General features: G+C 60.9%; 15 protein-coding genes and 1 pseudogene. 8 read left to right on the forward strand and 8 right to left on the reverse strand.

Translation table 11 applies throughout. The features are described from left to right. Nucleotides 1–117: 117 nt before the first annotated feature. The 8 genes and pseudogenes from AACY19_RS05465 to cbiE form a co-directional block, all read right to left on the reverse strand. Nucleotides 118–2,238: a TonB-dependent copper receptor gene (locus AACY19_RS05465; RefSeq protein ID WP_339448700.1), complete on the reverse strand. Its 2,121-nt coding sequence runs from the start codon at nucleotides 2,236–2,238 to the stop codon at nucleotides 118–120. An 84-nt stretch (nucleotides 2,239–2,322) separates the two neighbouring features. Then, nucleotides 2,323–2,781, reverse strand: a complete 459-nt coding sequence (locus AACY19_RS05470) for a DUF2946 domain-containing protein (protein WP_339448702.1) — start codon at nucleotides 2,779–2,781, stop codon at nucleotides 2,323–2,325. A 21-nt stretch (nucleotides 2,782–2,802) separates the two neighbouring features. Then, nucleotides 2,803–3,282 carry a copper chaperone PCu(A)C gene (locus tag AACY19_RS05475; RefSeq protein ID WP_339448705.1) on the reverse strand — a complete coding sequence of 160 codons (480 nt, stop codon included), beginning with the start codon at nucleotides 3,280–3,282 and terminating at the stop codon, nucleotides 2,803–2,805. Nucleotides 3,283–3,330: 48 nt separating this feature from the next. Then, nucleotides 3,331–3,729, reverse strand: a complete 399-nt coding sequence (locus AACY19_RS05480; RefSeq protein ID WP_339448707.1) for a DUF2946 domain-containing protein — start codon at nucleotides 3,727–3,729, stop codon at nucleotides 3,331–3,333. A 97-nt stretch (nucleotides 3,730–3,826) separates the two neighbouring features. Beyond that, nucleotides 3,827–4,025: pseudogene (locus AACY19_RS05485) on the reverse strand (addiction module antidote protein). A 31-nt stretch (nucleotides 4,026–4,056) separates the two neighbouring features. Beyond that, nucleotides 4,057–4,836, reverse strand: coding sequence for a cobalt-precorrin-6A reductase (locus AACY19_RS05490; protein WP_339448709.1), 780 nt, complete (start codon nucleotides 4,834–4,836; stop codon nucleotides 4,057–4,059). Continuing rightward, nucleotides 4,833–5,930: a cobalt-precorrin-5B (C(1))-methyltransferase gene (locus AACY19_RS05495; protein ID WP_339448711.1), complete on the reverse strand. Its 1,098-nt coding sequence runs from the start codon at nucleotides 5,928–5,930 to the stop codon at nucleotides 4,833–4,835. The genes AACY19_RS05490 and AACY19_RS05495 overlap by 4 nt, the downstream gene beginning before the upstream one ends. Continuing rightward, entirely contained in the window at nucleotides 5,923–7,134 is a 1,212-nt protein-coding gene (cbiE, locus tag AACY19_RS05500) for a precorrin-6y C5,15-methyltransferase (decarboxylating) subunit CbiE (protein ID WP_339448713.1), read from the reverse strand. Before cbiE ends, AACY19_RS05495 begins: the two co-directional genes overlap by 8 nt. Before the next feature lie 245 nt (nucleotides 7,135–7,379). Between cbiE and AACY19_RS05505 the strand changes: the two genes are divergently transcribed. The 8 genes from AACY19_RS05505 to AACY19_RS05540 all read left to right on the forward strand — a co-directional run bounded on the left by AACY19_RS05505 (nucleotide 7,380) and on the right by AACY19_RS05540 (nucleotide 21,749). Beyond that, entirely contained in the window at nucleotides 7,380–8,045 is a 666-nt protein-coding gene (locus AACY19_RS05505; RefSeq protein WP_339448715.1) for a hypothetical protein, read from the forward strand. A gap of 139 nt (nucleotides 8,046–8,184) precedes the next feature. After that, the gene (locus tag AACY19_RS05510; protein ID WP_339448717.1) at nucleotides 8,185–9,000 is read left to right on the forward strand and encodes a hypothetical protein; all 816 of its coding nucleotides are present in this window, start codon (nucleotides 8,185–8,187) and stop codon (nucleotides 8,998–9,000) included. Nucleotides 9,001–9,053: 53 nt separating this feature from the next. After that, complete coding sequence (locus AACY19_RS05515; RefSeq protein ID WP_339448718.1) at nucleotides 9,054–9,716, forward strand: hypothetical protein; 663 nt, start codon at nucleotides 9,054–9,056, stop codon at nucleotides 9,714–9,716. Nucleotides 9,717–9,860: 144 nt separating this feature from the next. Then, complete coding sequence (gene cobG, locus AACY19_RS05520) at nucleotides 9,861–11,159, forward strand: precorrin-3B synthase (protein ID WP_339448720.1); 1,299 nt, start codon at nucleotides 9,861–9,863, stop codon at nucleotides 11,157–11,159. Then, the gene (locus AACY19_RS05525) at nucleotides 11,152–11,778 is read left to right on the forward strand and encodes a precorrin-8X methylmutase (protein WP_102899398.1); all 627 of its coding nucleotides are present in this window, start codon (nucleotides 11,152–11,154) and stop codon (nucleotides 11,776–11,778) included. Before cobG ends, AACY19_RS05525 begins: the two co-directional genes overlap by 8 nt. Beyond that, nucleotides 11,775–12,509, forward strand: a complete 735-nt coding sequence (locus AACY19_RS05530; RefSeq protein ID WP_445262286.1) for a precorrin-2 C(20)-methyltransferase — start codon at nucleotides 11,775–11,777, stop codon at nucleotides 12,507–12,509. The genes AACY19_RS05525 and AACY19_RS05530 overlap by 4 nt, the downstream gene beginning before the upstream one ends. Beyond that, a complete protein-coding gene (gene cobJ / locus AACY19_RS05535) occupies nucleotides 12,509–14,209 on the forward strand; it encodes a precorrin-3B C(17)-methyltransferase (protein ID WP_339448725.1) in 1,701 nt (566 codons plus the stop codon). Before AACY19_RS05530 ends, cobJ begins: the two co-directional genes overlap by 1 nt. A 544-nt stretch (nucleotides 14,210–14,753) precedes the next feature. Then, complete coding sequence (locus tag AACY19_RS05540; RefSeq protein WP_339448727.1) at nucleotides 14,754–21,749, forward strand: TcdA/TcdB pore-forming domain-containing protein; 6,996 nt, start codon at nucleotides 14,754–14,756, stop codon at nucleotides 21,747–21,749. The last annotated feature ends 91 nt before the right edge of the window (nucleotides 21,750–21,840 follow it).

The following is a 21,840-nucleotide window of genomic DNA, read 5'->3' on the forward strand; positions in this document are numbered from 1 at the left end:
TGGATCTTCTGGTTATTCATTCAGGTCATTCCCTGTGGGAGCGAACCTGCTCGCGAAGGCGTTTGAATGTGCCGCCCTCTTCGCGAGCAAGCCCGTCCCCCCATGGGGGGGTGACTGTTAGAAACTCATGTCCACCTTGGTCCAGAGCGTGCGCCCCGGTTCATTGATCGCTTGCGGGTCGTTGGCCGGATAGCCGAACCCGGCGTTGCCCGCCAGGTTCAGGTGTTCGGCGTAAGCCTTGCCGAACAGGTTGTCGACGCCGCTGCTGACCTTCCAGTGCTTGTTGATCCGGTAGGCACCGTTGAGTGAGAACACGCCGAAGCCCGAACTCTTGTCGTAATCCTTGCCGACCACGTTGCCCTTGTTCTGATCGATACGGTTTTGTGCGGCAACCACCCTCCACAGTGCGCCGGCACTCCAGTTGTCTTCGCTGTAAGTGAGGCCGAAGCGTGCATCCAGCGGCGGCATTTGCGGCAGCGCCTTGCCATCGCTGCTGTTCTTGCCCCAGGCATAGGCCAGGGTCGCGTCGGCTTTCCAGTGATCGGTGAGGTTGTACGCGGCACCGAGTTCACCGCCCATGATTCGCGCGTCGATGTTCTCGGCGCGCGAGGTGCTCATGCCCATCATTCCCGGGGTGTAGTCGAAGAGGATGTAATCGCGCACCACGCCGATGTAGCCCGAGGCCCAGGCTTCGAGTTCGGCGCTCTTGTAGTTCACGCCGAAATCGAACTGAGTGGTTTTTTCCGGTTTGATCGAATCGAACGCGTTGACCGATCCTGCCGGGCCGGACTTCGGCGAAAACAGTTCCCAGTAATCCGGGAAGCGCTGTGCGTGGCCGAGGCCTGCATAAAGCGTGGTCGGGCTGTCGGCGAGGTCATGCTCGTAGCGCACGAAACCGCTGGGCAGGGTGTCGGCGCGAGTATCGTTGGCGGTCGGGTTGGCGCGGCTCATCATTCCCGAGCCGGTGGTCTGCCGGTAATCCTTGGCTGAAGCGCGGTCGAGGCGGGCGCCGCTGATCAGTCGATCACGGTCGGCGGCGTACCAGGTCATTTCGCTGAACACACCGTAGTTATGGAAATCGGCGTCTTTGCTGTACGGCTGATCCTTGTAGGTATCGATGCCCATGCCGCTGCGCTGACGGTGCTCGTTGGTCTGCGCGTCGAGGCCGGTGATCAACTGAATATCAGCCCAGCGCCAGGTGGCCTTGATCCGCGCGCCGAGGGTGCGGCGGTCGACATTGGACGCCATGGGACCTGCCATCATGCCGGTGCCGGACGGCGTGCGCAGGGTGTAGTTGTCCATCACGTGGTCGGCGTAGTTGTAGTAGACCTGCGCTTCGAGCTTCTCCAGAACATCAGTGATGTTGGATTTCTCGAAACGCAGACCAAGGCTTTCGCGCAGGAACTGCGAGCCGTCCATGCCGCGTCCGGCGTAGCGTGCTTCACCGTCGCCCTTGCCGGCGGTGAGTTCGATCAGGGTGTCGACGTCCGGGGTCCAGCCCACCGCGACGTCACCGTTCCACTTGTCGTAGCGCGAGGCGACGATGTCGTTGTTGCCGTCGCGGTAATCGTCGGAGTGCGCGCTGTTGCCGATCACACGCACGTAGCCCAACGGCCCGCCGGCAGCGGCGTCGACAACCTTGTCAAAACGTCCATGGGAGCCGGCCAGAATGCTCGCGTTCACGCGGGTGCCGAGTTCGCCGAAGCTCTCCGGTTCACGATCAAACAGCACCGTACCCGCCGACGCGCCCGGGCCGTAAAGCACGGTTTGCGGGCCTTTTATCACGGTAAGTTTGTCGTAGGTTTCCGGCGAGATGTACGAGGTCGGCGCATCCATCCGGCCCGGGCAGGCGCCGAGCATCATGCTGCCGTTGGTGAGAATGTTCAGGCGCGAGCCGAACATGCCGCGCAGCACCGGGTCGCCGTTGGTGCCGCCATTACGCACCAGGGCAAAGCCGGGAATGGTCTTCAGATAATCACCGCCGTCGCTGGCCGGCACCGGTTGGCGTGGGTCTTTGGGGTTAGTGACGATGGTCAGTGGCGAGCTCGGTGCAATCGCGGTTATCACCGTCGGAGTCAATTCCTGGTCGTGGCCGGCGTGATCATCGGCCAGCACCAGCGGGGACAGCAGGACGCCGCAAAGGATGGCGGTAGCGTGCCTGAAACGAATCCGCGATTCGTTCAAAGCGAAGGACGCCGGGGCAGCGCCCGAGCGTGGAACAGCAGCAAACCTGGACATGACAATTTCCATCAAACAGTCGTAAACGACACGGCCGGCAGCCTGAAGCTGTCTTCTCAACCGTGTGCAATCAGAGGTGCGTGTTTACGCTGCGATGGGCGGGGCGCGGCTGCGCGCGCCGGGGAAGAAAGTCTGGCGGGCATGGCCCAGACGCGGGGCGGGCGGAGTGAAGGTGTTCTGCGGCGGGATATTGAAGGCGACGAAGTCGCCACCGCCGGTCAGCGCCGGGCAATTGAAGAGCAGGCTGCAGTAGCCGCACTTCTCCCACAGCACGTGGTGCGAGGATTGGGGTGGGCAGTGTTCGGCGCTCGGTTTCGCGTCATGCCCCGAGTGATCCATGCCCGACATGTCCATCGACATGTCCATCGACATGTCCATGCTCATCGGCATCGATGTCGAGGCGTGTTGATCCATCGGCATCGACTGAGAAATCAGTGGGCCGATGAAGATCATCAACATGGCGAACAGGGCGATCCAGCTGCCGCGCGTCAGGGGGGGCGTCTGACGGCGTTGCCGCAAGGGCCTGGTGCTCAGCGGGCGCATGGGCGGAATCTGCCGCAAGGCTTACTGAGCGTGTGCGTGAGTCTGTGTGGTTTCCGGCGGTTTCTTCTGCACCGAGACTTCGACGGTAACGTCACCGGCCTTCTCGAAATGCATCGTCAGCGGGAAGCGTTTGCCGTCGCTGAGCAGGCTGCGATCGGTCGGATTAAGCAGCATCACGTGATAGGCCATCGGCGCAAACGTCACGTTGCCGCCAGCCGGAATCTCCACGCTCGGCACTTGCTGCATCTTCATCAGATCGCCCTTCATCACGTGTTCGTGCAGCTGCGCTTCGGGGGCGATGGGCGAGTCGACGCTGAGCAGGCGGTCGCCGGTCTTGCCGGTGTTGTGAATGATGAAATAGGCAGCGACCGTTGGCGCATTCGGTGGCAGTTCCTGCGACCACGGATGAGCGATTTCCAGCTCGCCGGCCTTGTATTCATGGGCATGGGCAAAGCTCGCCGGCAACAGCAGCGCAGCGATTACGATGAGTTTGTTCAACATGGCAGTTCTCCAGAACGATTTGAAACGCAGGTCAATTGCGCGAACAAATCAAACCAGAGGGGAGGCGCGGGGATTGAGACTCGGCCATTGCTGGCGCGGCGTGGGTGTTTGCAGGGTGGCGGGCGCCACGCTGCGATTGCTTTCGTAGTGGGCGAAATACAGCTGCGGCGAATGCCCCGGCAACGCTACCAGCGGCGCCGAGCCCGAGCAGCACCAGCAATGCTGCATGTTCGAATGCGTGTCTTTGAGCGGAGCTTTTTGATCGGTGGTGCCGATGTCGATCGCCACCATCTTGGTCCCGCTGCCGGTGCAGAAACTGCTCCAGAGCAATTGTTCGGCCGGTGAATTGGCCGCTTGCGCCATCGCCCCGGTCATCGGCATGGCGAGCATGTTGAACAGCACTGCAAAGCAGGCGATCCAGGCAATGGCTAGCCGGTGTCGGTTCATGGGACAGATCCGTTGGGTGGGCGATCAGGCGCGGCTATTTAGCCTGATCAGGGCCGATAAGTAAAAAAGCGTCGTGCGGTTTGGTGTCGCAGCGCCTTCACCGTGTTACGGCATGCAATCGCAAACCCAGAGCCTTCATGACTTTCATGATAGTTGCGAATTCAGGATTGCCAGTGCTACTCAGCGCTTTATCAAGACCTTCGCGGCCCAAACCTGCATCCCGCGCCACTTGTGTCACGAATCAGAACACCATCGCCTTTATCGTCGTCAAAACAGGCATCCAGACAGGCCGCCATATCCTCGGGAGTCTTGAGGTACTCGGGCGTTTCAGATCTTCAGTCGAACCCGGGACGTTGTAGGTGTGAGCTGTCCAGATGATTTGTGTACACCGGAGTTCGCGAGGGCCGCGAGAATTTCGTCGACCGAGGCGAACTCCCGGTCAACCCCCGGCAACCCCGGACGTTTCAACACAATCACCGGCACCCCACGCTCGCGCGCGACTTCCAGCTTCGGCTCGGTCGCGGTGCTACCGCTGTTCTTGCTGATCAACACATCGATCTGTCGCCGCTCGAACAGCGCGCGCTCATCCTCCAGCAGGAACGGCCCGCGTGCGCCGATCACTTCGCAGCGTGCGTTGCCGGGATAGACGTCGAGGGCGCGCAGGGTCCAGAACTGGTCGGCAGGGATTTCGTCGAGATGTTGCAACGGTTCGCGGCCGAGGGTGAACAGCGGTCGGTGGAAGGGTTTGAGGGCTGCGATCAGCTCGGCCCAGTCGCTGACTTCGCGCCAGTCATCGCCGGGTTGCGGCTGCCACGCCGGACGGCGCAAGGCCCAGCAGGGAATGCCGGTCAACCGCGCGGCGGTCGTGGCATTCTGGCTGATCTGTGCGGCATAGGGATGCGTGGCGTCGAGCAGCAGATCGATGCCCTCGTCACGAATGAATTGCGCCAGACCTTCAGCGCCACCGTAACCACCGACGCGCACCTGACAGGTCAGATCGGTCGGCACCCGGCCAACGCCAGCCAGGCTGTAAATATGCTCCGGCCCGAATGTCCGCGCGATAGCCAGCGCTTCCGTGACGCCGCCGAGCAGCAAAATCCGCTTCATGCAAAACCTCCGGCATGGCCGACAATCCCGCCCTGACGATCAATCGCAAATACCTCGACCTGGACCTGCGCCGGTACCACGCTGCGGGCGAAATTCAATGCGTGACGACAGACTTCATCACCGAGGGCGATCCCCGCCGCACTCGCCATCGCCAGCGCCTGCTGGCTGGTATTGGCCTCACGAATGCCTTGCTGCAAAACCTCATCGGCGCCAATCGCCGCTGCCCATTCGGCCAGTTGTGGCAAGTCGATACTCGAATGTCGCGAGTGCAGATCCATGTGCCCGGCCGCCAGTTTGCTGATCTTGCCGAAACCGCCGCAGAGGCTGAGTTTATCCACCGGTACTTTGCGCAGATGCTTGAGTACTGCACCGACGAAATCGCCCATTTCGATCAGGGCGATTTCCGGCAGGTTGTAGACCCGCCGCATGGTGTCTTCGCTGGCGTTGCCGGTGCACGCGGCGATGTGCAGATAACCGTTGGTTTTCGCCACGTCGATGCCTTGGTGGATCGAGGCGATGTAGGCCGCGCAGGAGAACGGCCGAACGATGCCGCTGGTGCCCAGGATCGACAAGCCGCCAAGAATACCCAGCCGCGGATTCATGGTTTTCAGCGCCAGCGCTTCGCCGCCCTCGACGTTGACCGTGACATCGAAGCCGCCGGCATAACCGGTTTCGGCGGCGAGCAGCGTCAGGTGATCGCTGATCATTTTGCGCGGCACCGGGTTGATCGCCGGCTCGCCGACGGCAAGCACCAGACCCGGCCGGGTCACGGTGCCAACACCGGTGCCGGCATTGAAACGAATCCCCGGTTCACTCAGCAGCCGCACGTGAGAATAGAGCAGCGCACCGTGGGTTACGTCGGGGTCGTCGCCGGCATCCTTGATCGTCCCGGCTTCGGCGCCGTCGTCGGTCAATCGACAGAACTCCAGACGCATCTGCACCTGCTTGCCCTTGGGCAGAACAATCTGCACCGCATCGGCCGACAGTCCGCCGAGTAACAGGCGGGCGGCGGCGAGGCTGGTGGCGGTAGCGCAACTGCCAGTGGTCAGGCCGCTGCGCAGGGGCGCAGGTTGTTCGGCGGTTTCGTCACGCATCGAGGGGTTTGACCAGATCGAGCAGGGTGATCGGCAACGCCTGACGCCAGGTGTCGAAGTCGCCGAGCGGTTGCGCCTGGGCGACATGGATACGCGTCAGTTCGCCGCCATAGCGCTCGCGCCAGTTCATCAGGGCCACTTCGCTTTGCAGCGTTACCGCGTTGGCGACCAGGCGGCCGCCGGGCTTGAGTTGTTCCCAGCAGGTGTCGAACACGCCATCACGGGTGACGCCGCCGCCGATGAAGATGGCGTCCGGGCGCTCCAGTCCGGCCAGTGCTTGCGGCGCTTTGCCGCGAATCAATTGCAGGCCGGGCACACCCAGCGCATCGCGGTTGTGTTCGATCAGTTGCTGGCGACTGTCATCGGCTTCGATCGCCAGTGCGCGGCAACTGGGGTGCGCGCGCATCCACTCGATGCCGATCGAACCGCTGCCGGCGCCAACGTCCCAGAGCAGTTCGCCGGGAGTCGGGGCGAGGCGGGCGAGGGTGATCGCGCGCACGTCGCGTTTGGTCAATTGGCCGTCATGCCGGAAGGCCGAGTCCGGCAATCCGGCGAGGCGCGAAAGGCGCGGGGCCTGTAAATCGGCCAGGCATTCGATGGCGATCACGTTGAGGTCGGCAATCGGCGGATCGTTCCAGTCATTGGCGCTGACATCAATACGCCGTTCGGCCGCGCCGCCGAGGTGCTCAAGCACCGTCATGCGACTGCCACCGAAGCCGCGCTCACGCAGTAATGCCGCGACCGCCGCCGGGCTCTGGCCGTCATTGCTCAGCAACAATAGCCGCACGCCGCTGGACAGCGCTGCATTGAGCGCCGCCAACGGCCGGGCCACCAGCGACAGGGTCAGCACGTCCTGCAACGGCCAGCCCAGTCGGGCCGCCGCCAGTGAGCAGGACGAGGGCGCGGGCAGGATCAACAGTTCATCACTGGGCAGTTGCCGGGCGAGGCTGGCACCGACGCCGTAGAACATCGGATCACCGCTGGCCAGCACGCACACGGCGACGCCACGCCGTTCCAGCACCGGGGCGAGGGAAAACGGGCTCGGCCACAGTTCACGGTCAGCGCGAATACACACCGGCAGCAAGTCCAGTTGACGCTGACCGCCGATGATCCGCGAGGCGCCCATCAGGGCTCGCCGGGCATGCTTGCCCAGCCCCTTGAAGCCGTCTTCACCGATTCCTACCACCGTCAGCCATGAGCTCATGCTGTTCCTCACCCACACGTGTATTCGTTAACCGGCGGTAATGATAACGCGGCTGCATCGTACTGACTGCTGTGTATTTTCCAGGGGCGACAGACATTTAATGTTTAAGTCGTCTGGTCTGGTCTATTCGGTTTTGTTGTTAGTTTGGTTTTGTTGTCGGATTGTTTTGTGTAGTGCGTTGTTTGCGCTGCGCAGGTCTGGCTTTTTTTGATTTTATTGGATGAGTACTGTGGTGAAGGCAAGTTATGAGTGAGATGAAGAGTCAGGAGGATGCTGTTGTAGGGAATGACGGTTCAGTGGTAATGGGCAACAACTTGTTGTTGTTTTTGCCAGGCACAGATACGCAAGACAGGAAGTTTATCAAGGACAGTCTGTGCTGGGCCGAATACCAGGCTGATCGTTATCATCATCGCCAGCGCGATCCGGCAGCATGGTTTGAAAGATACTCCGGCGAGTTGTGGTCTGTCGGCTGGAGTCTGGAACATGCGCCCGTCATTGTTGTGGACAGGCATTTTTCCGGCGATGTACTGGACGCCTGGGCGAAGTCAGTGGCCAATGAAGTAAGTCGCGTCACGGCTCAACAAATGAAACAGACATTTCAGAAGCTCGAAGATGAACCTCGCGCTGTCGATCTGGTAACAGCCAGTTCAAGCAAGTGGGGCGACTTCCGTTTTCTACCCGCGCGCCGCAACGTTCACAATGAACTGGAAATCGTGCTCAGCAATGTTCGGTTATTGAGTCTGGAATGGAACAGGAATTATTTTTTCTGGAATGTGCCGTATTCGGCCACACAGCTTGATATTCAGTCCCGGCGTTTCGTGACCACGGCCAAAGAAATAAAGAAGCACAGTGCGGCATTAAGTGAGGCAGTTGCCGAGTTGCGCTTCAGGGAAATTGAATTGTCTGTTTGAAGCGCCTGCTCATTAAGTTGGCAAGATTAAAGTTGCTCTGAAACAAGTAGAATCTGTTGTGAGTTGTGCAAGTGTTATGTGTGGTTTAGTTTTGAAGTTCGCCAAGTAGGCGACTATCTTATTGAAAGGAATCGTTGTTATGAATGATCTGTCGAACGCAGTTATGTCTAAAGCCGAACGTGTCGCGTTGTTTGAGGAGTCCCTCAAGTTTGTCAGGGAACAACCGGTAGCCCGCGCGCTGTTGGTTTCCAGCAGCGCTGACCTGCCAATCGACAAGGATGAACTCAACGCAGCCATTATGGGCACCGGTATTGCCGGTTTTGATGCGAGCATGTCCAAGCGAAGCAAGCGTATTGTAAAGAATACTTATATGTATGCGGATCTGGTTGCCTTGCTCAAGTACCCCGGTACGAACCAGAAGGAACAACGTTACAACGAGTTCATGCGCCTTATGAAACTGGCGGGTTGGTTCGCCTTCAGCCAGCCTTACAATCGATACAAGGCCGCCAGCCAGAAACTGACTATGGATAACATTGCGCTGTCGGTTCTGCATACGGCAGTGAGTGCAGCGGTCGGGCAAGGTGCGGCAGCGTTGAAAGTGCTTTCGGATGTAGCGGATTTCACCATGAACGCCTTAAAGAATGAGCCGCAAGCGTTGAAGTTGTTCGAGAACAACTCGAAGAAGGCCGAAGGCGGTAACTTTTGCATGTCGAGTGCTTTGCAGGATGACGACGGCAGCATCACGCTGGCCATCGCTGCCGTGCAGTATTTTGCAGCCGCTCAACCCACCAAAGTCCTGTTCGTCGAGTGGACCACTTCCTCCGTTGATATTTACAACGGTGCGGCGACCATGCACATGGACGAAGAAGACTACGCGATGATTGAACCCTTGATCGTCAAGGCCCTGGCTGAGCAGCGTGCCAAAGCGCTCACCTATGAATTCGGTAACGCCTGAGTGCTGTTGAAGTCAGAGACGCAAGTCTCTGACTTTTTTTCCGGGAGACACAAATGAACAAGGATGCTGGTTTCAAAACTTATATCTGTGCGGGTGCACTTATATGGGTGGCAGACGAGCTCTCGGCAGCGGATCGACTCGATAGCCTCGACGCGCTGCTCTATTGCCAGACAGTCGCCGCGCATAAAACGGCGCAATTTTCGGACAAGCAAGCATGGGCACATGCCAATAAAATGGCCATTAAGGTCACCGGCGCCATGCTGGTGGATAATCCGAATGTCAGTTTTCCCGTGTCGATGCCCGCAACGTTTACCTTGCCTGAACTGGTACAGCGGATCATGCGTCCAGTGATGCCACTGACAATGGTCGATAGCCAGGACTCGGGATGGCAGGTTCCGGCGGATCAAGCGGCGGCAGTTCTCGCCAGCGAGTTATTGCAAACCCATGTGGTGTTTCAGGAGCGATGGATACGCTTCATGTTCAGCATCGTTTCTCCGGGCGTCACCATCACCACGGCGATGATCTCCTTCGAATACGATGAAAACATTGTGAGCGCCGTGCTTGAGCAGCGTTTCAGCACTGAGAAAATCGTCGGCGATCTTTTCGTCGATGCCTATAAGGCATTCACGGAAACCGAGGATTATGACTTCTCCAGAGCGACGATCATTTCGCTGCTCGGCGCTCGGCGGCAGGAGCAGGTTATCGCGCTCGCCTAAGCCGATTCGACGTTCATGCCTGCGCCGGCCATCCGTTCTGGCGGAAGGCTTTTCATGCTGACGGGCAAAGCAGGCATAATACGCCGCCTTCGCCCATGAAGAGCGTCTTCTACACAGCCGGTCAGCCCCTTGAACGAACGCCCGATGTCCACCGCCTTACGCCCCTCGGCCTGTCCGGGGTTGCTTCGCATCGTCCAGGCGCTGGACGGCGGCATCTGCCGGATCAAACTCGATGGCGGTTCGATCAGTGCCGATCAGGCTGATGCGGTGGCCGAGGCCGCCGAGCAGTTCGCGGGCGGAGCCATCGAGGCGACCAACCGCGCCAATCTGCAGATCCGTGGCATCGGTGAGCAGTCCGCAGCGCTGATCGAGCGGCTGATCGCCGCCGGGCTTGGCCCGCGCACCGCCGCCGGTGACGACGTGCGTAACCTGATGCTCAGCCCGGCAGCCGGCATCGACCGGCAGATGCATGTCGATACTCGCACACTGGCCGGGCAGATCCTCGACACCTTGCAACGCCATCCACGGTTTCCTGAGTTGAGCGCCAAGTTCGCCGTGCAACTCGATGGCGGCGAAGCACTGGCGATGCTCGAACATCCGCATGATCTGTGGTTGTCGGCGTTCGAGCGTGACGGTGAAACCCTGTTTGCGTTCGGCCTTGCCGGCTGCCCGACGGCGCGTGCCCTCGGCGCTGTGGCGCTGGAGCACGGCCATGCGCTGGTGGTGGCGGTGCTTGAGCTGTTCCTTGACCTGGCTGATCCCGGACAGACCCGCATGCGGCATTTGCTCGACGAGTTGCCGATGCAGGACTTTCTCGAGCAACTGCGAACGCGGGTGCCGGTCAAGGCGATCAGTCAATGGCAGCGCACAACCATTGCCAGCGATCTGCACATCGGCGTTCATCCACAAAATACGTCGGGTCAGGTGTACATCGGCGCGGTGCCGGCGCTGGGTCGGCTCGATCCGGCCATGCTGCGCGGGGTCGCGAAACTGGCTCGCCAGTTCGGCGATGGCAGTCTGCGGTTGACGCCGTGGCAAAGTCTGCTGCTGCCCAATATCCGCGAAGCCGATGCCGGTGCCGTCCTCGCGGCGCTTGATCAGCTTGGCCTGCTGAGCCAGACCCGCGAGCCGCTGGCACACCTGATCGCCTGCACCGGTTCCAGCGGGTGTGGCAAAGGCCTGGCCGACACCAAGCAGGACGCGCGGCACCTGGCAACCCTGCTGACCAACGGGCTCGACGTGCACCTGTCCGGCTGCCCCCGTTCCTGCGCGGCGGCGCACCGTGCGGCGGTGACGTTGCTGGCCGTCAGTCCCGGACACTACGACCTTTATTTTCGCGATGCGACGCTGCCGGGTTTCGGCGCGTTGCACGCACGCAACCTTACTATTGAAGCGGCCGCGACCCTGCTCGCCGGCCACTCTCGGAGCTCCCTTGATGCTTGATTACATCCGCGACGGTCAGGAGATCTATCGCAACTCCTTCGCGATCATTCGCAGCGAGGCCAATCTGGCGCGTATCCCGGCCGATCTGGAAAAACTCGCGGTGCGGGTGATCCACGCTTGCGGCATGGTCGAGGCCATCGACGGTCTGCAATTTTCCGAAGGCGCCGGCAAGGCCGGGCGCGATGCGCTGGCCGCCGGTGCGCCGATTCTCTGTGATGCGCGCATGGTCTCTGAAGGCGTGACACGCGCGCGCCTGCCGGCCAACAACCAAGTGATCTGCACCCTGCGCGACGACAGCGTGCCGGAACTGGCCCGTGAGTTGGGCAATACCCGGTCGGCGGCGGCGCTGGAACTGTGGCGGCCGCACCTGGAAGGCAGCGTGGTGGTGATCGGCAATGCGCCGACGGCGCTGTTCTATCTGCTGGAAATGCTCGACGCCGGCGCCCCGAAACCGGCGCTGATTCTGGGTTTCCCGGTCGGCTTCGTCGGCGCTGCCGAATCGAAAGCCGCACTGGCCGCCGACAGCCGTGGCGTGCCGTTCGTCATCATGCAAGGCCGCCTCGGTGGCAGTGCCATGGCCGCTGCGGCCGTCAATGCCCTCGCCACGGAGATCGAATGATGCAGGCCAGAGGACGTTTGCTTGGCCTGGGCGTCGGCCCCGGTGATCCGGAACTGATTACCGTCAAGGCCCTGCGCCTGTTGCGTGAATCACCGGTGGTGGCGTACTTCGTCGCCAAGGGCAAGAAAGGCAATGCGTTCGGCATCATCGAGGCGCACCTGCAGGACGCGCAGAACCTGCTGCCACTGGTGTACCCGGTGACCACCGAAGTGCTGCCGGCGCCGCTCTCGTATGAACAGGTCATCAGCGATTTCTACGATGAAGCCGCCGAAACGGTGGCCGCGCATCTGGATGCCGGCCGCGATGTAGCGGTGATTTGTGAAGGCGATCCGTTTTTCTACGGTTCCTACATGTACCTGCACGACCGCCTCGCCAGCCGCTATGAAGCGCAAGTGGTGCCGGGCGTGTGCTCGATGCTCGGCGGCGCGTCGGTCCTGGGCGCGCCGCTGGTGTACCGCAATCAGAGTCTGTCGGTGCTTTCCGGTGTGTTGCCTCATGAGGACCTCAAGCAACGTCTGGCCACTGCCGACGCGGCGGTGATCATGAAACTGGGGCGCAATTTCCCCAAGGTCCGCCAGGTCCTCGAGGAGCTGGGGCTGGCCGAGCGTGCGCTGTACGTCGAACGCGCGACCATGGCCAATCAGAAGATCGTGCCGCTGGATCAGGTCGAACCGATGTCCTCGCCGTACTTCTCGCTGATCATTGTCCCGGGCGAACGGTGGCAAGGCTGATGAACTCTTCAAACCCGGCGATCGTCATTCTCGGTCAGGGCAGCCTGGCCACTGCCCGGCGCATTCAGCAGGTGTATCCGGCGGCGCAGATCCACGGCCTGGCCGGACGGGTCGAAGGCGCCGATCAGGTCTATCAGGCATTCGGCGAGACCCTGCGTGAGCTTTATCAGCAGGACACGCCGATCATCGCCCTGTGTGCCGCCGGCATCGTCATCCGCACGCTGGCGCCGCTTTTGCTGGAAAAAGGCGCCGAGCCGCCAGTGCTCGCCGTGGCCGAAGACGGCAGCGCGGTGGTGCCGTTGCTCGGCGGGCTGGGCGGGGTGAATGTCATGGCCCGGGACATCGCGGCCGGGTTGCAGGTGGCGGCGGCGATCACTACCAGTGGTGAGCTGCGTTTCGGCACCTGCCTGCTCAACCCGCCGAGCGGTTATACGCTGGGCGACCTGGAAGTCGGCAAACGCTTTGTTTCCGATCTGCTGGCCGGCCACAGTGTGCGCATCGAAGGCGCGGCGCCGTGGCTGGATCAGGCGCAATTGCCCGAAGATCCGCAGGCGCAGCGTTCGATTCATGTGAGCAGTGCCGCCCGTCGGGTCAGCGCCAACGAATTGTTGATCTATCCGCGCAGTGTCGCGGTGGCGGTCAATGCCGACGTCGCGGATCTGCCCGAAGCGGTTCGCGCAGCGTTGCAGCAGGCGGACGTCGCGCTGCAATCGCTGGCCTGTCTGCTGGCCGCCGACAGTGACATGGCCTCGGCGAGTTTGCGTGAAGCCGCGCTGGAACTGGGCGTGCCATTGCGGTTTGTTGCTGCCTCCAGTGACCTGCGTACCTTGGCGGCCGTTGCCTTGCCGGCAGCGCAGATCGTCAACGCGAACAACCTCGCCATCGCGATTGCCGGGCAACCGCTGGACGTTGCGCATATCGGTCGTCCGCGCGGGCGTCTCGCGGTGATCGGCCTCGGCCCCGGCGCGGCCGAACTGATGGTGCCGGCGGTCAAAGCGGAACTGGCTCGCGCGACTGATGTGCTCGGTTATGAAACCTATGTGCGCATGGCCGGCCCGTTCCGCGACGACCAGGTGCAGCACTGCACCGACAACCGCGAAGAGATGCAACGTGCCCGTCATGCTTTCCGACTGGCCGCCCAGGGGCGCTCGGTGATCGTGGTGTCATCCGGTGATCCGGGGGTGTTCGCCATGGCGGCGGCGGTGCTCGAAGCGTTGCACGAGTCAGATGACCCGACCTGGCACAGTGTCGATCTGGAAATCCTGCCGGGGGTTTCCGCATCACTCGCTACGGCCGCTCAGGCCGGAGCGCCGCTGGGGCATGACTTCTGTGTGATGTCGCTGTCCGACAACCTCAAGCCGTGGTCGATCATCGAGAAGCGTCTGGACCTGGCGGCTGAAGCCGATCTGGCGCTGGCGTTCTACAACCCGATCTCCCGTGCCCGCCCGTGGCAATTGGGACGTGCGCTGGAAATCGTCGCGCAGCACCGCGATGCGGCAACCCCGGTGGTGCTGGGGCGCGACATCGGTCGTCCGGGCCAGACATTGCGCACCACCACATTGGGCGCCCTGACGCCGGATCAGGTGGACATGCGCACCATGGTGTTGATCGGCTCGTCCACTACCTGCACCTTTCCGCGCGCCGCAGGTGGCGAGTGGGTGTACACGCCGCGTTGGTACGGCGAAAAGCCGCTGTCCTGAGCACTCGCAGCCCTTCGGGGCTGCTGTCCTTTCCGGGCGATTATTTCCGGTTTTGACCGTGTCGGATATTTCACCGGCATTTGTATGATTCGTGTCCGTTTTTCGTAAGCGGTTTCTTGTTACTTATTTCTTGTCTTGCTGAATTTCAAGTTGTATGCGGCTTCTCGAAGTTGCCATGCCTGTGTTTTCGCGTGGGCGATTGGTTTTTAATGTTTTTGTGAAATGTTTGGTGGTATTGGCCTCGGGTTACATTATTTATTAGTTCTCCTTCATCTCTGGTTTCTGAAACTTGTTGAATTTCTTGATGTTTGAGCGAGGCCTGGTGCGTCGGTAGTTTGTTTGCTTCGGAACATTGAATCTTGGAGTCTGGCAGGCTGGTTGCGCGTCTGTCGGGTACGGTGTTGTGCTGAACTCCTTAATGTTCCGGCCGGATTATCACGAACCATCGAATAGGCAGTCGGATTCAATGCAAACAATCGAGCAAAGCAGGAAGCAATTCGTTAACTTCGTCGATCTTTTCAAGTTGGAAGATCTTGAAGAGGCTTTGAAGCCCCACAAAGACAGCAGCGATTGCGAGGCGGTGCTGCGTTATTACTTCGCCTGCAAGGGGAAACTTCGCTCGCCGCAGTTGATAGAGCCCGTTGCTTTGCTCAAACAGACACTGGAGTTGATGCTGGGCGGTTTTCGCCTGCCACGCGAGAGCGCTCAGCAAACGCTTGATGCACCGAATCTGTCGCAGATCTGCGACAGGGTTGAAGACTTTGAAACGCGATTGCGCTTTGGTATCGAGCAGATCAACACCGTGCCCACGGCTGTGCCGAAAAACCTGCATTTCGTCTGGCTCGGCGGCGGCATTGGCGCGATCCAGCGCGACTATCTCAACGTGTGGCGACAGGTAATGGCCGGACAGGGCTACACGCTTAACCTCTGGTATGACAGCGATGCGTTGCTGGCGTACCAGGCCAACAAAGTGATTGTTGAGGCCGCGAAGGCGGATGCCTTGCTCAAGGCCCAGGCCGAGAACATCACCGAAACGCAATTGGCCACGCTGTACGAGGCGCGCGCGATTGTTCTCAAGCAACAAATGTTTGCCCAGATCAATGCCGCCGTTGCGCAGGGGCAAGCGGCGGATGAAGCCCGGATCGATCTGCTGAGCCGCGCCTATGGGCAGGACGCCGAGGCGCTGGAAATGCTGCGCCAGAACAATCGTGACAGCCTGTTGGCGCTGCACGGTGACGACCTGCAACTGCGGGATCTGGGCGATGCCTCGCAGCCATTGCAGTTGCAGTTGAAAGACATTTATCAGCGCGAAATCCGTCTGCGCGGCAATCTCGCCGCAGCGTCGGATGTGGTACGTGCAGAGGTCCTGTTCAATGAAGGCGGCCTCTACGCGGATGTCGACAACCTGCCGCCACTGGCGCAAAAACTGGGTGATACGGACATCAGCACCTGGGGCGTCGACGCGCGGCTGGGCGCGTTGCAGCTGTTGCTTGATCTCAACCCGACGTGGATGCCCGGGCGTGCGGGCCTGCGCAGCGGCTACCCTGCTTATCTGGATCGTATTCCCGCCAAATCGCGCGTGGCGCTGGAGACGTTTGGCCAAAGCGCGCCGCCGCTGAGCCAGGTCTTTCAGCCACCGGCCCAGACGATGGCGCGCCCCCATGAACTACGCGCCGTGACGGAAAGAGCATCGTTGAGCAACGCCTTTCTATTAGCGCATCCCGGAGCAGCGATGCTCGATGCGGTGATCAAACGCATGCGCTTCAACTATGCAGTGCTCGACGAAGTGACGAACCTGACCTTGCGCCTTGACATCGCGCCGACAAACTTTGATGTGATCACTCAGTTCGCTCGTAAAGTGCTGGAGCGCACCTATGGACCGCTCAATCAGCTGAGCATGGAAGACGATATCAACACCAGTCTTCTTGCCAGTGCCGTTGCCGGTTACTTCAGCGATGGCATACGCCTGCAGAGCGACTGGACCATCTACCTGACCGGTCCCACGGCCATGCGCGTAGGCATCGCCGATTATGAACGGCAGCACCTCACGCCTGACGCGTCGGAACGGGCGCGCGAAGAACTGCACATTGACCCACTGACGATGGTCAATCGCGCCACGGAGGAGGAGCTGGATCATTCCTGGAAAGACAACGAAACCGATGAGCACGTATGGCTGGCCAACGAACAGGCACGTTGGCGGGCGGGCCAGTACCCGACACGCTACCAGGGTGATCTGGAAGCACTGCTGATGAACCCTGGCATTGCGTTCGAGGGCGGTTGGCCGGTGATTGAAGGACGTGCGGTGTTGCTGACCGATATCTTGCAGCGTCTGGTCGACGAACTGGGGGAGCCTTTCATTCGGGCGATGCAGCACAGTGCTGATCGCTTTATCAGGTTCGACAAGCCGCTGCCGTTGAGTTTCGACGATCGTCAGGCCATCAAATCCCAACCGACCGGGGTGTTCCCACCCGCGTCGCTAAGCAGTCCGCTGACCGAGGTCATCGGTCTTGACGAAATGCTCGGGCGAATAGCCAAAGGCACCTTTCGACTGGCTCAAGCCAGTCCCCTGCAGCGTCTGACACTGGGCATGCTGCTCGGTGCGCAGGCACTGGATAACCGCAGTCTGGACGAGCTCAGCGAAGACCTCGACAACCTCGCCAACAGCGTGAGTGAACTCGGTGCGTCCAGCCGTTATGCGGTCATCGAACGGCAGATGTACAAGCGGCGCTCAGCGGCGTTCATGGCCGGAATCGAAAGTGTTCTCGATGAGCCGCCAGAACTGCCCGGCAGTGCGCTGGCCCTCAAGGAAATAGCGTTGATGCAGGCCCATACGCCCTATCAATGGGGTCGTCATGTGGCGAAGATTCGTCAGTTGGCGACTCTGGAGTACCGGGAAAAGGTCCTGGATCGGGTCGAACAGGTCCTCAACCAGTTCGACGCCAGCGCCGTCAAACTGGTGCCGCAAGATCTGCTGCTGCAAGGTCCGGGTGAAGCCCTCGGCGGGCGTTGTTACCCGCTGGCGCTGGTGATGAGCGCGGCCCTGAGCCGAGGCGAGTCGGCTTCACGACGCTTGCGCGAGCGTTTTTTCCTGACGGCCATCGAGCCCGGGCAGAACGATTCGCGGGCGTTTCTCGATGCGCTCGAGCAATTGCGCGACGTGCCCGTGAAGGAGGTCGGGACCAGGCTGGGGCGTGTCACTCTGGCCCAAGTGAGTGCTACGTTTGAGCGCTATCCGGACACCTGCACCTTGATGCTCAACTCGGACAATCACGCCATGCTTCTGGCGAAAACCGTTGATGCCGGGCAGGTGACTTTTCACTTCTATGATCCCAACTTCGGCCTGTTCGAGTTTGCTAATGCGACGATGTTCGAACAGGCGCTAAAGCATTTTTTCCTGACCCAGGGCATGGCCGGGTATTACGCCGCCTATGGCACGCCGTCGATGCCCGAATTCGATCTGATCGAGATAAGAGGGCAGGATGTGGCGGATCTCAGTGTCTCGACCGACTTCAAGGTCGCGCAGTTGCTGGAATCAGATGCGCTGCCGCAACACCCATCGTCGCGGCCGATCCGTCGACGCTTGACCAGCGCGCACGGGCAATCGTTGATCGACAACGCTCACCTGGGCCGCTGCCTGCTGGAGCTGGACAGCCGTTGGTGGGGGCAGCAGATCGCCCATGTGACAGCGCAGTTGCAGGATCTGCATGAGTCGCCGTCCCCCCTGGTGCCGGTGTTCGACACCCTGCAGGTCAGAGCCGATGGCGGTTATCAGATGAGCCTGTTCGATCCGTCGAGCGGGGACTTCGTGAGGCAGGTGGTCAGTGATGAGCACCGTCTGTTGCGGATCAAGAACTGGCTCTCGGAGCAGTTCTCCGCCCTGGCGGGAAAACCCGCAACGTTGGGCACATTGCCGGACCCTACGGACGTGAGCAGCGTGCACACCCTCAATGCCGGGTTCACCATCCAGGCTTTGATGAACGCGTTGCGCCACCGTGAAGGCGACGACCGTACCCTGACCCTTTCGGTGCGCCTGCATGCCTACGTCAATTACGCACAATTGGCCCATGGCTCGGTGGTCGATTTGCTCGGTGTTGCCAAGCTGGTCAAGACTGCCTTGAGCGAGGAACGAGTCATTGCCCGCACCTGCGCGCCGGTGGTCGGCGAAGCGCTGGGGCATGTCGCCAACGAAGGGGCTGGCGCCGTGTTGGGGCTGGCTAACGTTGGCTTCGATATCTACCAGTTGGCGACGGCGCAGAGCGACCTGGAAATAGCGCAGGTGGGCACGCAACTGGCGTTCGACGCCAGCGGCCTGGCCTTGACCGGTGCCGGTCTGGTGGCGGCTGCCACCGGTGCTGCGACCGCGGCCGCCGTGCTGGGCGGCGTGGGAGTGATATTCGGCGGCCTCGCCGTTGGTGTGTCCGCGCTTGCTCAGGGTTTCGCCAGCATTGCCCGTGATGCGCAAGCCGTCGGGTTGTTTTTCGACACCCTCCAGCACGGCGCCTATGGCGTTGGCTACCGCTTTGATGATGCGCTGAAGGCATGGGTCGTGGAGCCGTCTTCTCTGGGCATCGAATGCGTAGATCTGAAGGGCGGAGTATTAAAGTTGAGAAGCCCGAAACTGTTCAGGTTGCGCAACCACTTCGGTGTGCCCGGGTACGACCCTAAACTATCGAACGCCCTCGATATCGCTGAGCAGTTGGGTCTCCCTGACCACATCCAGCGGGTTTTGCCGGTGGGACAGCCAGTTGTGCTGCCTTGCCTGCCGCAGACATATTACGGCTATGAGTACAAGGCGTTGCCGTTCGCCTCATCGCGACACGATAGCGGTTTTGATCTCGCCCGCCGCCTGGAGAAAAAGGACCGCGACGGTAACTGGCAATTTCTGTTCTCGTTCTATTCCTTTCCGTCTCATTACATCGTCCATCGCCTGTTTCCTGCCTACCAGCCAACCGTCATCAAAGTGTTGCTGGATGCCGCTGATCGTGAGCTGGTCGTGCCTCGTCTGCCTCAGCAGTGGCAGGACCTTGTGACCTATGCGCTGACGGGCGCCGGGGCCACGTGTCGTCTCAGTCTCAGCCCCGGCGTCAAGGTCAGACTGCTCGCGCCGGAGCAGACGGCCTGCCGCTGGATAGTGACGGCCAGTTGGGTCAGTCAGGAAGACGTGAAGTTCTCCAGGAACGGCACCCTTGATCTGGGCGGAGTCGAGGTGAGATTTGCCGGCGCTGGACGCAGCGAACTGTTCATCAAACTCGCCGGCCAGCGACTGTTGCGGGTCGATCTCGACACACAAACGCTGATCCTGCTGGAAGACACCGCACCTGCTGGCCTGGATGAGTCGGCACTGCTCGAACACTACAAGGGCCTGGCTCGGGACCATCGTCTGACCCTGGCCTATACGCCCGTCCATCGTTACCTGATCCCGTTCGAACCTGCGCAAAAGCCGCGTTACACCACGGCCTGGTATGACGCCACCGAAGATCGCTTTGTCTACGTGCGCAATGAGCAAGTGGAGGGTGACAAGGCGTTGTTGGGCGCGGTCAGTGGCGGCTTTGCCTACTTCTATGAGCCGGACGGTTTCCTGGTCTGGCAAGTCGATGCGGTGAGCGGGCTGCTCAGGCATGTCTATCGTCTGCTGCAAATGCCCGGCACCGGCAAGCTGCGCCGCGTGGAGGCCGATGCCGACGGGGTGATTCATGTCGTGCAGGAATACAGGGACGCAGGTAAGGGGCCCCGGCAGTTCAACTTTCTGATCCACTCAGGGCAACTGCTACTGAGTTCGGCGACTCACGACATGAATCGAGAACTCAGTGCGAAAATGTTTGCCGATGGCATCCTGAGCGACTGGGAGCAGGCGCTGGGCAGCTACCACAAGCAATCGCTGGAGCCCAGCCGGGACGGCGTGACTACCATCGATTGGGAACCGGCCGCGTATGTCTCGGTGTGCTGGAAATTTGCGCCGGACTCAAGAGACATGGTGTGGATTCGCGAGCGCGACCGCTTGCTGATTCATCCGGTGCCGCGTCCCAAACGTGCTCGCGGCTGGGCCGACTCGATCAAGAACCTGAACGATCTGATGCTTCTGACCCTGTCGCCGGACAGCGACGTTTTCATGATTTACAACCGCCTGGCGCAACGTCTGTGCCGACTGGAGCGGACGCTGCTTGAAGGCCTCCCGCACTGGTCGCACCAGTGGGTGCAGCCGCAAGGGTTGCGCGAGGTGCTGCGCGTTGGCAGCGGTTACGTGGCGCTTACCGAAAACGGTTTGTTTTTCAATCTCAATGCTCACGGCGACCTGCAGTTTGGTGGCCTGACCGAAAAGTGGCTGCATGAGCGACCGCAATGGTGGCAGGCACTCGATGCTGTGGCGACGCAACACCCGGTGGATCATTTTGCCGTGTGCGGGTTACGCAACATGCAGGGTGAACCGCATCTGGGCGCCTGGTACGTGGACCAGCGTCTGTTGCTCAATCAGTCGAAACGCAGCGGTGATACGCGACTGCTCGGCGTGACGCCGGATAGGCGCCACGCGTGGTTGTTCGAACCTGCCAGTGGCGAACTCGGAACCCAGGCGTTCGTCGATGCTTCTTTGCTCGCCGAGGCGTTCGGCGATGGCGCCCGCCTGCTGCGCGCCGATGTGGTGCCGCCATCGCAGCAGCCGTGGGACGAATGGCGGTTTGCCGACGTGACGCTCAACGGCAGCCAGTTGCGGGGCGTCACGGTCGACGGGGTGATATTGGCGCTGGCCTTTGAGGAGAGCGAACGGATCACCGGCGTCAACCATGCCTGGGTGGCCAGGCAAGGCGAGCACCTGATTGAGGGGCTGCAACTGTTGCTGGCAGCGGACGAGCATGAAGCGTTTGTGTCGGTGGAGTCCGGGCCGGGTCGCCTGCAATGGTATGACGTGCAGAACGCGCGGCTGATCCAGGTCGCCGAACAAGACCTGCCCCCAGCGTTCAACCTGTTGGGGACCCGGCTGAAGGAGCAGGTCTTGCTGCACGATCGCATTGAGGGCTTCGTGCATGCCTTGCCCAAGGCGCGTCGCATCGGGCCGTTCGATTATCTGCAGAGAAATGCCCAGGTGCTCGTGGTCGAGGGGCACAAGCAGATGGCTGATTTGACGCCGCTGCTGCCGGACGGCGTCGATACGTTGCTGCTGCGTCTGGGGCAGGGGGCGGTGACGTTTCACCTGTCTCGAACGCTCTGGCTCAGACTCGCTTCTGTCATCGTCGATTGCCGGCATGTGGCGAGTGACGCGCTGACGATCCCCGGCAAGCTGAACTGGGCGCTGGACGCGCCGGATAAGTTGCAACTGGAAATGGTGGACGACCATTTGGTGGTAGTTGATCCGGACAGCCAGCATAGCCTGATCTTCCGCGATGCGGGCAGCGCTGATCCGCTGTTGCGCGGTGAAGTGTTCCTCGGCTTCGACGGGAAATTTTCCGTCGCGGTATCGCGATTGGTGCGCATGTTACGCGAGCGTCAGGCAACGAATCCGGTATCAACCCTACAGGCACTGCTGAGCGTCGCTGCCGATCAATGACATCGGTGATGCAAAAGCATATTCAGTCTTTACGCGGATGAAAAAGCCACGGGCAACTTGCTCGTGGCTTTTCCTGTTCAGTTGAGCTGTG

The organism is Pseudomonas sp. EA_5y_Pfl2_R50 (genome assembly GCF_963970475.1).
GTDB lineage: Bacteria > Pseudomonadota > Gammaproteobacteria > Pseudomonadales > Pseudomonadaceae > Aquipseudomonas.